This window comes from Streptomyces sp. NPDC007896 (assembly GCF_042959425.1).
Lineage (GTDB): Bacteria > Actinomycetota > Actinomycetes > Streptomycetales > Streptomycetaceae > Streptomyces.
Genome location: NZ_JBIBKX010000004.1, coordinates 262,582 through 275,201, shown reverse-complemented (window position 1 = coordinate 275,201; position 12,620 = coordinate 262,582). Strand labels below are relative to the sequence as shown.

At 72.2% G+C, this 12,620-nt stretch carries 10 protein-coding genes; all 10 read right to left on the bottom strand.

Annotation, left to right across the window (positions count from 1 at the left end; all coding sequences use genetic code 11):
* Positions 1-43: 43 nt before the first annotated feature.
* Positions 44-793: a spherulation-specific family 4 protein gene (locus tag ACFZDJ_RS15890; protein WP_390932300.1), complete on the bottom strand. Its 750-nt coding sequence runs from the start codon at positions 791-793 to the stop codon at positions 44-46.
* Positions 781-1,740 (bottom strand): NAD(P)-dependent oxidoreductase, encoded by a 960-nt coding sequence (locus tag ACFZDJ_RS15885; RefSeq protein WP_168495319.1) that lies wholly within the window; start codon positions 1,738-1,740, stop codon positions 781-783. Before ACFZDJ_RS15885 ends, ACFZDJ_RS15890 begins: the two co-directional genes overlap by 13 nt.
* Positions 1,741-1,896: 156 nt before the next feature.
* The gene (locus tag ACFZDJ_RS15880) at positions 1,897-3,090 is read right to left on the bottom strand and encodes a hypothetical protein (protein ID WP_391059530.1); all 1,194 of its coding nucleotides are present in this window, start codon (positions 3,088-3,090) and stop codon (positions 1,897-1,899) included.
* The gene (locus ACFZDJ_RS15875) at positions 3,090-4,859 is read right to left on the bottom strand and encodes a DUF3492 domain-containing protein (RefSeq protein ID WP_391059527.1); all 1,770 of its coding nucleotides are present in this window, start codon (positions 4,857-4,859) and stop codon (positions 3,090-3,092) included. Before ACFZDJ_RS15875 ends, ACFZDJ_RS15880 begins: the two co-directional genes overlap by 1 nt.
* A gap of 189 nt (positions 4,860-5,048) precedes the next feature.
* Positions 5,049-6,629: a dipeptide ABC transporter ATP-binding protein gene (locus ACFZDJ_RS15870; protein ID WP_391059525.1), complete on the bottom strand. Its 1,581-nt coding sequence runs from the start codon at positions 6,627-6,629 to the stop codon at positions 5,049-5,051.
* Positions 6,626-7,624 carry an ABC transporter permease subunit gene (locus ACFZDJ_RS15865; RefSeq protein ID WP_390932305.1) on the bottom strand — a complete coding sequence of 333 codons (999 nt, stop codon included), beginning with the start codon at positions 7,622-7,624 and terminating at the stop codon, positions 6,626-6,628. The genes ACFZDJ_RS15870 and ACFZDJ_RS15865 overlap by 4 nt, the downstream gene beginning before the upstream one ends.
* Entirely contained in the window at positions 7,621-8,781 is a 1,161-nt protein-coding gene (locus tag ACFZDJ_RS15860) for an ABC transporter permease subunit (protein WP_391059522.1), read from the bottom strand. Before ACFZDJ_RS15860 ends, ACFZDJ_RS15865 begins: the two co-directional genes overlap by 4 nt.
* Before the next feature lie 4 nt (positions 8,782-8,785).
* Positions 8,786-10,504, bottom strand: a complete 1,719-nt coding sequence (locus ACFZDJ_RS15855) for an ABC transporter substrate-binding protein (protein ID WP_391059520.1) — start codon at positions 10,502-10,504, stop codon at positions 8,786-8,788.
* 178 nt (positions 10,505-10,682) lie between these two features.
* A complete protein-coding gene (locus ACFZDJ_RS15850) occupies positions 10,683-10,775 on the bottom strand; it encodes an Ms4533A family Cys-rich leader peptide (protein WP_384911571.1) in 93 nt (30 codons plus the stop codon).
* Positions 10,776-10,843: 68 nt separating this feature from the next.
* The gene (locus ACFZDJ_RS15845) at positions 10,844-12,616 is read right to left on the bottom strand and encodes a DUF3152 domain-containing protein (protein WP_391059517.1); all 1,773 of its coding nucleotides are present in this window, start codon (positions 12,614-12,616) and stop codon (positions 10,844-10,846) included.
* Positions 12,617-12,620: the final 4 nt, after the last annotated feature.

The window sequence follows — 12,620 nt, the reverse complement described above, 5'->3', positions numbered from 1 at the left end:
AATCACTACGGTTGTTCTCCCCGTAACACTGCCACGCCCTCCTTCATTCCGAGACACCCGTTCCGATCCGCGAGACGATTTCGTCCCAGTAGCCGGGCATCGTCTCCCACGGGTCGGCCCGTCCACCGTGATCCGTGCGGTCGGTGAAGTAGATCGTGGCGGCGCCCTGCCAGCGGGCGATGCGCAGCGCCTCGTCGAGATGGCCGCGCGGTATCCCGTGCACGAAGTGGCAGAAGCGCTCGGGCGGATAGTCGGCGGTCCACTCGGCCACCTGCGACCAGCGGTAGTCGCTCCAGGTGCCGGAGAAGGTCACCAGCTGGTCGGCGCTTTCGGCATAGCCGGGGTAGGGGTGGGTGCCGTGGCCGAGAACGAGGTGCGCGTCGTCGAGGAGCGTGCGCAGCGTGGTGGCCGCCCGGCGGACCTCGGGGAGCGCGGCGCGCTCGGTGGGGCAGCGATGCAGGAGGAACCCGCCGACCCGGTACCAGTCGAGATACCGGTGTGCGTCGGAGATCACCTCGGCGAAGGCGCGTGCGCCGTACGTCACGTCCAGGTGTCCCAGGACGCGCACGCCCGCGTTGCGGAGTCGGCCGGCGGCCTCCAGACAGTGCGGGTCGGGGCGGGTGCCGGGACCGTTGGCCACATTCAGGACGGCCCAGTGCACGGGGGTGCCGGGGCGGGTGAGTTCCCCCCACTCGGCCGGAGCGACGAGGGGGTGCGCATAGCCGGGGACGCCGAGGCCGACCCTTAAGTCCGTGCTCGCTATGCCCGTCGCGTCGCTGGTCAGATACGACATGCCGCCTCCATCCAGATATCGGCGAGGGATTCCTCGAGGTTGATCCGGGGCCGCCAGCCGAGCCGGTCGCGCGCGGTGCGCACATCGGCCTGCTGCCAGCTGCCGCAGCCGTCCGGGTAGGGGTAAGCGACCGGCGCCCCGTGATCCGGTTCGGTGCGGGGGTGGCCGATGGACGACCTCATGGGTCCGGGCGGGCCGTCGAGTTCGTGCAGCGTGCCCCCGTAGCCGGCCACACGGGCGAGGACGGCGGCGGCGTCGCGCAGACGGACGGCGCGGCCCGAGCCGATGTTGATGACGCCCTGCGCGGCGGAGAGCGAGGCGGCGTGCACGGCGCGGGCGACATCGCGGACATCGATGAAGTCGCGCTGGACGCCGAGTCCGCCGAGTTTGAGTTCGCCGTCGCCGGACTGCATGGCGCGGCGCAGGGCCTCGGCGAGACGGCCGAGCGGGGATCCGGCGGGGGTGCCGGGGCCCGCGGGCGAGAAGACGCGCAGGACGACGGCGTCGAGTCCGGAGCCGAGGACCAGTTCGGTGGCGGCGAGCTTGCTGACGCCGTACGGGCCGCCGGGGCGCGGTACGGCGTCCTCGGCCGTGGAGGAGCCGGGCTGGCTGGGCCCGTACTCGGCGCCGCAGCCGATCTGCACCAGGCGGGCGCCGCAGCCGCTGCGTCGCAGGGCCTCGCAGACGGTGGCGACGGCGACGGTGTTGTGCCGGGTCAGTTCGCGGGCTCCGCCGCGGGTGGCGCCCGCGCAGTTGATGACGACCCCGGGGTGCACCGCGTCGAGGAAGCGGGTGAGGGCGCCGGGGCTGCCCGAGGCGAGGTCGAACCGTACGTCGGCGTCGTCGCCCCGGCCGAGCGCGGTGAGCTGCACGGCCGGATCGGCGAGCAGTCTGTCGGCGACGAACCGGCCGAGGTATCCGTTGGCTCCGATCAGCAGGACTCTCATCGGGCGGCTCCCGGGGCGGATTCTCCGGTTCGGGAGGTGATCATCTGGCGTTCTCCTTCGGGGTGGTGCCGTGGGTCGGACGGAGCGCCCGCGGTGTCGGCCCCGCGGGAGGGTGCGCCCGGCACGAGGGCTGGACCCTCGGGCGCCGGTCGCGGCTCATGGCGTCCCGCCCGGTGCGGCGTGGGCCGAGGCCCGGGTCAGGGTGCGGGTCGCGTGGATCAGGAGGACGAGCGCGGCCGCGCCGCACACCAGGACCGGAACGGCGCCCGGACCCCAGGCGCCGACGATGGTCTCGACAGGGGTGGCGACGAACGAGCAGCCGGGCAGGCGGGCCGCGAAGACCGTGGTGAGGGCGGTCACCTCGGCCGCGCCCGCGGCGCCGAGGACGACGGCCGGGGCGTGGGTGAAGCCGCGCGTCGTGAGCAGGCGCGCGAGCAGCAGCAGCGCGCCGAGGGCGCCTGCTCCGGCGTACGCGCTGGGCCCGTTGTAGGCACCGGGCTGGCTCGGCGCCGCCCGGCACAGTGCGAGCAGCCCGCCCAGGGCGCAGAGGAACAGGGCGAACACTCCCAGAAGCAGGGGCCGTACGGAGACGGCGAACTCCTCCAGGCCTCGGCTCGCGGTCAGTTTGCGGCGGGCGCCCGCGGTGAAGAGGTGGGCGCACCAGGCCGCGGGGGCGCACGCCAGGGCGAGGGCCAGCACGGGTGCGGTGGCCGGGGGCCAGGGGCCGTCGGGGCCGCCTTCGATGCCGACGCTCAGCAGTCCGTCACCGAGCAGGGCGTACGCGATCAGCCAGCAGGTCCAGGCACGGGTGCCGCTCGTCGTGCGGTGCGTGGTGCTGAGGGGACCTCGGCGCAGCGCGGCGCGCAGGCCGAGCGTCACGGCGAGGGTGCCGGCGGCGGCGACCGCGAGACGCGGCTGCCCCTCGGTGAGCCGCAGCCCGGCCACGGTCGTCGCGTACAGGGCGCCCGGCAGCAGGGAGAGCACGGCCCAGTCGGCGCGCGCGCCGGGGTGTTCGGGGGCCACGGGCCGCGGCGCCGGGTCCGCGTCGCGGGCGACGCGTGCGTACATCTCCTCGGCGAGTGAGAAGACGTCCCGGTGCCTGAACCGTACGGCGGTGCGGTCGGTCACCCCGTGCGCCTCCAGGCCCGCCGCGATCTCCAGGGGGTCGACGGCGCGCTCGCAGAGTTCACGATGCCGGTGCATCAGCGCCTTCACGGGGTCCACGGCGCCGCGGCGACCACCGCCGAGGGATGTGCGCGCGCCCCCCGGGTCGCCGCCGGAGTCGCCCCCCGGGTCACCCCCGGCGTCGCCGCGTGCACCGCCCGAGCCGTCCCGTACGAGTTCGCTCATCACGCGCCCTCCCCCGCGGACAGCGGAGCTGTGGCGCGCACCGGTGCCCCCGCCGCCCAGCGCGGGCGTCCCGTGGCCATGAGCCGGGCCTCGGTCCACCGGCCGGGTACGTGGGCCTCGGCCGGCACGCCGAACGGCAGGGGGTCTCCCGTGTCGTCCACGACGAGCCGCCGGACCGGGGAACGCGAGACGATCTCCAGGTAAATGCCGTGAAATGCCGCGATGTTCTGCTCGACCGTGAAGAGTTCGAGGGCTCGCGCGCGGGCCGCCGCGCCCAGGCGTGCACGCCGTTCGGGGTCACGCAGCAGCGCCACGCACGCCTCGGCGAGCGCCCGCGGATTGCGCGGCGGCACCACCAGCCCCGTACCGCCGATGACTTCGACGACCGCGCCGACGTCCGTGGACACGGTGGCGCGGCCGCAGAACATGGCCTCGACCAGGCTGATCGGGAAGCCTTCGACGACGCTGGAGAGGACGATCACGGCGCCGGACGCGTACGCCTCCGCGAGGCTCGGGACCTCCGGGTCGCCGATCTCCTCGAAGGACACCGGGTTGTCGCCGACCGCGTGCACGCCCTCCGCCTCGTCGGGGAAGAGCTGGGCGGCCAGCGCTTTGCAGTGAGCCAGGTACAGCGCGCCCTCCGGCCCGTCGGCGGGTGCGCCGACGATCCGCAGCCGGGTCTTCGGTGCCTCCTTGCGGACCTCGGCGAAGGAGTGCAGCAGTGAGATCAGGTCCTTGGCCGGCTCGATGCGGCCGACCCAGACCAGGGTGTCCGGCTCCGCGCATCCGGAGCCGTCGGCCCGCTCGCCCACCTCCGCGAAGCGGGCGGCCTCCATGCCGGGGTAGACGGTGCGCAGTTTGGCACGGTCGGCGCCGCAGCGCTCCTGCCAGCGGCGCGCGTGGGTGTTGCCGGGCGTGATGAGCGCGGCCCGGCGGTAGACCTCGGCGGCCAGCGCGCCGCGGAAGGCGGCGAGCAGCGCCCGTACCGCGGGGGACTCCTCGGCGACGGAGGAGGCGAGGTAGTGCGCCCGCAACTGCACCCCGTACTCCGTGACCAGCAGCGGCACCCCGGCGAAGTGCAGGGCGAGCAGGCCGGGCAGGGCGGCCTCGCCGCCGGCCGCCGCGTGGCAGAGGTCGACCGAGCCGAGCCCGTCGTCCTTGTACCAGTCCAGCGAGAGGGGGCGCAGGGCGCGCTCGATGTGAGCGGCGACGGACAGCAGGTCGGGCACGCGCGCGGTACGCGCGGCACGCAGTGCGCCGGGCGCACGACAGGCGCGCTCCAGGGCGCGCACGGCCCCCTCGGCGCGCAGCGCCCCGACCAGCCCGCCCTCGTCGCGGGCCAGTTCCGCGAGCCCGTACAGCGCACTGCCGAAACGGTCCGCCTCTATACCGCCAGGGGCCTCCGCACCGCCAGGGGCCTCCACACCGCCGGAGGCCTCCGCACCGCCCGGAGCCTCCGAGCCGTCGAGGATCGCCGGCGCGGCACACACCGTCGCCACCAGTTCCCCGAAGCACTCGGCGAACCGTCGGCGCGCCCGTCGCCCGTGTACCACGCCGTCGTCCTCGGCCGTCCACAGCGGAGCCGTCCGGACCCGGCTGACCTGCGGCGGCAGCTGGATCCAGCCCTCGTCCTCCTGCCGCTCGCTGCGGCTGAGCGCGTAGATGTCGAACTCGTGCTGCCCGAGCCCGCGCACGAGCCGGTCGCACCAGAGTCTGGCGTCACCGCTCACATACGGATAGCCACCCTCCGTAAGCAGTCCGATGCGCACCAGTGCACCCCCGATCTCCCTATGGGGAGCCGCCGTTGACCCGGCGGCTCGCAGCGGGAAGAACGTATGCGTACATGGCGGTGGCGCGACGGACGGTTGTCCATCGCGCCACCAAAAGGGGTGAACGGTCGTAACTTTCCCGTGCGGGTCGCGTTCCGTCGCGCTACGAGATCAAGCAGTCACGTTGCATCACACCGCCGTCAGCTGCCTCCGGACCGTCCGTCGCTCTGCCGCGACCTGCGGATCCAGTGCCGGTACGGCGGCTAGCAGCTGCTTGGTGTACGGGTCGCGCGGAGACTCGTACACCTCGTCGGCGGGTCCGTACTCGACGATCCGGCCGCGTCGCATCACCGCGACCCGGTCGCTGACCTGGCGGACGACCGCGAGGTCGTGCGCCACGAACACGAGCGCGAGCCCGAGCTCCCGCTGCAGTTCGGCGAGCAGGGCGACCACCTGGGCCTGGGTGGTGACGTCGAGCGCGGAGACCGGCTCGTCGCAGACGATGACGCGTGGGTCGGCGGCGAGCGCCCGGGCGATGCCGACGCGCTGGCGCTGTCCGCCGCTGAACTCGTGCGGGTAACGGTCGTAGTGCGCCGCTTCGAGCCCCACGCGCTCCAGTAGTTCCCGTACGCGCCCCCGGATGCGCCCCTCCTCGTGTTCCCCGCGGGCGCGCAGCGGATCGGCGATCGACTCGCCCACGCTGCGGCGCGGGTTGAGGGAGGAGACGGGGTCCTGGAAGACCATCTGGACGTCCGGGCGCACGCCTCCGCCGGGCTTGATCTCCCCCGCCGTGGGCTCCAGCAGCCCCACGAGCATGCGTCCCAGGGTGGTCTTGCCGCTGCCGCTCTCACCCACGATGCCGAGGGTCTCGCCCCGGTGGATCGTCAGCGACACGTCGTCGACGGCCGCGAACGCCTTCTTCCCGCGTCCGAATTCGCGCCGCAGGCCGCTCGCCTCGAGAACGACCTCCTCCGTCGCCTCGGAGCCGGTGCGCGGCGCGTCCACGCGGGGCACCGCGCCGAGGAGCTCCTGGGTGTACGCCTGCGCGGGCGCCCCCAGGACGGCGCCGACGAGGCCGTGCTCGACGGCCCGCCCGTGCCGCATGACCAGGATCTCGTCGACGCTCTCGGCGGCGACGCCCACGTCGTGCGTGACGAGGAGCAGGCCCATTCCGGTCTCCTCGCGCAGGGTGTGCAGCAGGTCGAGGATCTGGGCCTGGACGGTCACGTCGAGGGCCGTGGTCGGCTCGTCGGCGATCAGCAGGTCGGGTTCGCAGGTCAGCGCCATCGCGATCAGCGCGCGCTGGCGCATGCCGCCGCTGAACTCGTGCGGGCGGGAGCGCGCCCGGCGCGCGGCGTCCGGGATGCCGACGCGGTCGAGCACCTCGACGGCACGCGCGCGTGCGGCGCGCCGGGAGGCCTTCACATGCGCCCGGTACACCTCGGCGATCTGGTCGCCGACCGCGTAGTAAGGGTCGAGGGACGACAGGGGGTCCTGGAAGACCATGGCGGCCTTCCCGCCGCGCAGCCGCCGCAGTTCGGCGTCGGACGCCTCCTGTACGTCGATGTCGGCCACGCGCACCGAGCCGCCGACGTCGGCTCCCGTACCGCGGTGCAGCCCCAGGAGGGCCGAGGCGACCGTGGACTTGCCCGAGCCGGACTCGCCGACCAGCGCCAGGGCGGCGCCCTGCTCCAGGCTGAAGGAGAGACCGTCCACAGCGCGCAGGGACCCGAACTCGACCGTCAGATCCGTGACGTCCACCAAGCTCATACGAGCACCACCCGTCGGTCGGCCACCGCGTACAGCACGTCCGCGACGGCGTTGGCGATGACCACGAAGAAGCCGATGACCAGGACCATGCCGACGACCACCGGCAGGTCGACGACGTTCACCGCGTGCACCAGCGCCTGTCCGATGCCGGGCAGTCCGAAGAGCGTCTCGGTGAGCACCGCGCCGCCGACCGCCGAGCCGACGTTGTTGGCGTTCAGGGCGATGATCGGCGCGAACGCCCCGCGCAGCGCGTGCCGCCCGATGATCGACCGCTCGCCGACGCCGTACGCCCGGAAGGTCCGGATGTGATCCTCGGCGAGGGTCTCCAGCATCGCGGCCCTGGTGAGCCGGGCGAACGCGGCGGCCTCGATGAGGGCGAGGGAGAGCCAGGGCAGCAGCAGGTTCCAGGCCCACTGTTCGGGGTCGTCGGTGAGGCTGACGTACTGCGGGAAGGGCAGTAGTTGCAGCTGACCGCAGACGACGATCATGAGCACCAGGCCGATCACGAAGACCGGCGTGGCGACGCCCGCGAGGGTGATGCCGGTCAGCAGGCGCTCGGTGAGCCGGCCGCGCCGCCACGCGGAGAGGATGCCGGTGCCGACGCCGAGGATCAGCCACAGCACCATCGCGCCGAACACGAGGGACAGACTGACCGGCAGCTTCGCCAGGATCAGCTGGGTGACCTGGGTGTCGCCCTGGTACGACAGGCCGAGACAGGGAGCCGAGCAGTGCTCCATCGAGGTGCCGGTGGAGAAGTCCTGGCCGACGAGGATGCCCTGCAGGAAGTGCCAGTAGCGCACATACAGCGGGTCGTCGAGCCTCAACTGCTGGGCGACCTGGTGCACTTGTTCCGGAGAGCAGCGCGGGCCGCAGGTGATCTGGGCGACGTTGCCGGGGGTGGCGTAGAAGACGACGTAGACGATCACCGAGATGGCGAGCAGGGTGATCACGGTGCCGACGGCGCGGCGCAGGACGAATCCTCCGAAGCCGCTCATGCCTTGGCCTCCTTGGCGACGTTCGCGTCCGCCGTTGCCTGCTTGGCACTCGCGTCCGCCGTGGCCTTCTTGGCACTCGCGTCCGCCGTGGCCTTCTTGGCACTCGCGTCCGCCGTGGCCTTCTTGGCGCTCGCGTCCGCCGTTGCCTTCTTGGTGTTCGCGTCCGCCTTGGCCTCCCGCTTGCGGCCCGTGCCGACGCGCAGGCGCGAGGCGGCGCGCGGGTCCAGGGCAGTGCGGACACCGTCGCCGAGGACGGTCAGGGACAGCACGGTCACCAGGAGCGCGCCGGCGGGCAGCAGCAGGTACTGCGGGGCCGCCTGGTACCAGACATCGGCGGCCGTGAGCATCTGCCCCCAGGACGGCGTCGGGGGCTTCACTCCGACGCCGAGGAAGGACAGCGCGGCCTCGGCGGAGATGTTCATCGGCACGAGGAGCGCGGCATAGGTGATGACGGGGGCGGCCAGTCCGGGCAGGAGTTCGCGGCGGGCGATGCGCCAGGTGTTCCAGCCGCTGAGCCGCGCGGCGGAGACGTAGTCCAGCCCCTTGAGGGTGAGGGTCTGGGCGCGCACGATCTTCGCGGTGTTGCCCCAGGCGATCAGGCCGATGACGAGCGCGACCAGCAAGGGCCGCGGGAAGCTGCTGGGCACGATCGCCAGCAGGGCCAGCGACATGATCATCAACGGCATCGCGACGAAGATGTCGGTGATCCGGCTCAACAGTTGATCGATCCATCGGTTGCCGAGTGCGGCCGCGACGCCCACCACCACACCGACGAGGACCTGTACGACGGTCGCGCCCAGCGCGACTCCCAGCGAGACCCGGGCGCCGTACACGAGCCGGGCGAAGAGGTCGCGGCCGGTCTGCGGTTCGACGCCGAGCCAGTGGTCGCCGCTGACGCCGCCGAACGAGCCCACCGGAACACCGCCGCGCGCGGAGTCGATCAGGGACGGGTGGTAGGTGGTCGGATCCTGGCCCTCGATCGCCGTGAGCAGCGGGGCGGCGAGTGCGAGCAGGACGAGCAGCGCGACGACGGCCGCCGCGACGAGGGCGGCGCGCTGCGTGCGCAGCCGCCGCCAGAACTGACGGGCCCCCGAGGCCCCCGGGACGGACGCGGGGTCCGTCCCGGGGGCCTGAGCGGCGACGATTGCCTCGCTCACGGCGCTACTTCACCGCGACCTGGGAGATGTCCAGCACGCCGGTCCAGTCACTGATCACGATGTTCTTGACCGCGCTGCCGTACAGGCGCTTGTAGACGGGGTGGAACAGCGGCACGGTCAGGGCCTGCTCGCCGATCTTCTTGTCCAGTGCGCCCCAGCGCCCCGCGGCCTCGTCGAGATTCGTCAACTTGTTGATCGCGTCGATCTCGTCATTGACGGACTTGTCGTCGAGGAGGCCGGTGTTGAAGTTCGCGCCGTCCTTGACTATCTGACGGCCGTCGAAGATCGGAGCCAGGAAGGGACCGCCGGAGGGCCAGTCGGCACCCCAGTGGGCGAGGAAGAAGCCCGGCTCGCTCTTGACGCTGTGGATCTTGTCCTTGTAGTCGTTGATCTCCAGGCCCTGGAGCTTGACCGTGATACCGGCCTTCTTCAGGGCGTCCTGGAGGGCGGTCGCGATCTCCGGGCTGGTCTCGAAGTCCTTGTCGTTGGAGTGCGTGAGGGTGACGGTGATCCCGTTCGGGTGACCCGCCTCCTTCAGCAGCTCCTTGGCCTTGGCCGGGTTGCCGGAGGCGCCCGCCGGGAAGTGGTCGTAGGGCGTGTAGCCGAAGGACTTCTGGTTGGGCAGGTACGTGGTCGCGGCCTCGGCCAGCGATGAACCACCCGCCGCGTTGATCACCGACGAACGGTCGACGGCGTATGCGATCGCCTGCCGCACCTTCGGGTCGTCGAACGGCTTCACCTTCGGGTTGAAGGCGATGTAGTTGGTGTAGCCGAAGTGCCCGGTGCCGACGCGTGCCGCCAGCGCCTTGTCACCCGTCACCTTGGCCAGCTCGGCCGGACCGAGGTTGGTGTCCGTGGTGACGGCGGCGGCATCCGCGCCCTGGGACGCGGACAGCCGCTGGTTGATCACGGAGGAGTCCAGGCCCGACCGTACGTCGATCTTGTCCGGGTAGGCCTTGCGCTCGGCGTCGGTCGCCGCGGACCAGTACGGGTTGCGCTCCAGGGTGATCCGCTCGCCGTCGTTCTCGTTCTTGACGACCTTGTACGGGCCGGAGGAGATCGGGTGCTGCTCGTACTTCGTGCCGTTGTCCTTGGCCTTCGGGACGGGCGTGAACTGGGTCTGCGTGGCGAGGTAGGGGAACTCGCCCTCGGGCTTGTCGAGGTGGAAGACGATGGTCAGGTCGTCCGGGGTCTCGATCGAGGTGAGGCCCTTCTTGTCCTTGTACGGCCCCTGGTAGTCGGCGCCACCGATCAGCCAGTCCCGCAGGTAGGGGGCGCCGCCGGAGAGCTCGGCCGCGAAGGAGCGCTCGATGCCGTACTTGATGTCGGCGGAGGTGATCGGCGTGCCGTCCTCGTACTTGAGGCCCTTCTTCAGGGTGTACGTCCACACGGTCGCGTTCTCGCTCGGGCGGCCGGTGTCGGTGGCGAGGTCGGGGACGACCTTGGCACCGGCGGCGCCGCTCTCGCGGTTGCGCGTGGTCAGCGTACGGAAGACGAGGGAGGGGACGTTGCCGCCACCGGAGGTGTAGAGGCGCGCCGGGTCGAAGTCCTCCTGCGGGCCCGCGTTGAGGACGGTGAGCGTGCCTCCCTTCTGGGGCTTCGAGTCGCCACCGGCGCCCTTGGCATCGTTGTCCTTCGGCCCGCAGGCGGCCGCGCCCGCTGCCACGACCAGGGTGACGGATGCCGCGGCCACGCGGCGGGCTATGACGGACGGTTGACGCATCGGAAGACGACCTCTCGAATAATGAGACGGATTGACGAGGAGTGAGACAGAAGTGAACGGACGTCTGCCCCGGCGTCAGGTCGTCAAAAAGGTCGCGAAGTCGGAGAACCAGTGACCAATACGGTCACCTACGGTCACGACGGAAGCGGAAGCACGACGCACACGCCAAGGGCGGGCGTCAGCGACAGAGGATGTCTGCCACACAGAGCGCGGTCACACCAATCAGCGCCAGCTCGATGGCGGCGCGACGGACGGCATGACTAGACCACATGCGCAGAAATATGAACGAACTTTCGGAGCATGTCAACGTGGCCCCAGTGGCCCCCCGCGGCCCCTCCGTCAACTCCCCGGGTAGGGCCAGGGGTTGGCCCGACAGTGGATTCCGTCATGGTCGAGGAACTTGGTCTGCTGCTGCATGACGGGCGCGAGCTCGCCGTCCTTGCCGCAGGTGACATGGCCGTATCCGAGGCGGTGGCCGACCTCGTGGTTGATGAGCATCTGCCGGTACGGGTGAATCGCGTCACCGTAGGTCTTGGAGCCCTGCGCCCAGCGGTACGCGTTGATCATCACGCGCTCGGTGGAGGCCGAGTCGCACGACACGTTGTCCTCGGTCGTGTCCAGCCCGGACTTGGCACACCACTCGGCGGTGGTGCCGGGGCTGGCCAGCGTGATCACGAAGTCGGGCTTGCCGGTGTAGATGCGTTCGAAGGTACGGGCGCCGTTGTGGGTCCAACTCCGTTTGTCGTTCAGCGTCTTCTGCACGGCCTGCGCGAAGAGGGCGGCGTCGAGGCCGAGACCCCGCTCCACATCCACCCGGTACGTGTACTTCTGCCCCTTTCCGGGCGCCTTGTCGAACCCGGGGACGGCGTCGAACTTCCCCGAGCCCTTGAGGGTGGCGCTGAGCGCGTACTTCACACCCATCTTCTGGTCGTACGTCAGCGGTGTCGCGCTCGGCGTCACGGACGGGGTCGACCCGGTGCCCCCCGGCGAGGTGGACGCGCGGGCGTCCAGTCCACCGCCGGCGGACTGCGTCTGCGCGGTGGCGTCGTGCCGCCCGGCGGCCACCTGTCCGGCGACCACTACGGCGAGCACGGTGGTGACGGCGGCCGCGGCGATTCCGGTGAACGCCCGCCCCTTGACGCCCTTGCCCTTCTCCGCCTCCTCGGTCCCCGGCTCGTCGCTCCCGTCCCTGCGCCCGTTCTCGCTCTCGTTCTCGCTCTCGTCGAAGGCGTCGACGTAGACCTGCCGGAGCCCCGGGCCGGGCCCGAGTCCGGCGTCGGCCTCCTGCCGCTGCCGGGGGATGCGCGGTCCGGGCGCCCCCTGGGGCATGCCTTGGGGCGCCCCCTGCGGCATGGCCTGAGGCCCGCCGTCCGCGGCCCCCGCCATCCGCGGGCCACCCCTGAACTCGCCCCAGCCACCGCCGGGTTCACGCTGCTCGGGGTGTCCCGCACGCGCCTGGGGCACCCCACGCACGGGGGTGCCGTCCGGCGACCGGGGCACCTCACGAGCGGGCGTACCGCCCGTCATACGGGGGATGCCGTGCGCGGGCGTCCCATCGGCGAACCTCGGGACACCGTGCGCGGGGGTCCCGTCCGGAAGACGCGGCACACCGTGGGCCGGGGTCCCGTCCGGATAGCGCGGCACGCCGCGGGCCGGAGTCCCGTCCTGGAGACGCGGAACGCCCTGCGACGGGGTCCCGTTCACCATCCGCGGGATGCCATGGGCCGGCGTGCCATCGGGATAGCGCGGGACACCGTGCGCCGGAGTCCCATCCGGAAAGCGCGGCACACCATGCGCCGGAGTCCCATCCGGAAAGCGCGGCACACCATGCGCCGGAGTCCCATCCGGAAAGCGCGGCACACCGTGCGCCGGAGTCCCGTCCTGGGGGCGGGGAACTCCGGACGGCGGAGTGCCGCTCGGCGCGGGGCGTCGAGGCCCCGGTGGCTGTGGGCCCAGGGGGCCGCGCGTGGCCCCCTGCGGCGAGGTCGCCGCCGGACCCGTACCCGGCGCCACCCCTTGAGCCGTGCCCGGTGCGGCACCGGGTGCCGGAACCCTCGGCATCTCCCCCGTGTCGCTCTTACCGGCCCGCCCCCGGCGACTGTGACGTCCCACGCCC

Coding starts and splice junctions, on each gene's coding strand:
- ACFZDJ_RS15890 (WP_390932300.1), bottom strand. CDS start 793: ATGTCGTATCTGACCAGCGACGCGACGGGCATAGCGAGCACGGACTTA.
- ACFZDJ_RS15870 (WP_391059525.1), bottom strand. CDS start 6,629: ATGAGCTTGGTGGACGTCACGGATCTGACGGTCGAGTTCGGGTCCCTG.
- ACFZDJ_RS15865 (WP_390932305.1), bottom strand. CDS start 7,624: ATGAGCGGCTTCGGAGGATTCGTCCTGCGCCGCGCCGTCGGCACCGTG.
- ACFZDJ_RS15855 (WP_391059520.1), bottom strand. CDS start 10,504: ATGCGTCAACCGTCCGTCATAGCCCGCCGCGTGGCCGCGGCATCCGTC.
- ACFZDJ_RS15850 (WP_384911571.1), bottom strand. CDS start 10,775: ATGTGGTCTAGTCATGCCGTCCGTCGCGCCGCCATCGAGCTGGCGCTG.
- ACFZDJ_RS15885 (WP_168495319.1), bottom strand. CDS start 1,740: ATGAGAGTCCTGCTGATCGGAGCCAACGGATACCTCGGCCGGTTCGTC.
- ACFZDJ_RS15880 (WP_391059530.1), bottom strand. CDS start 3,090: ATGAGCGAACTCGTACGGGACGGCTCGGGCGGTGCACGCGGCGACGCC.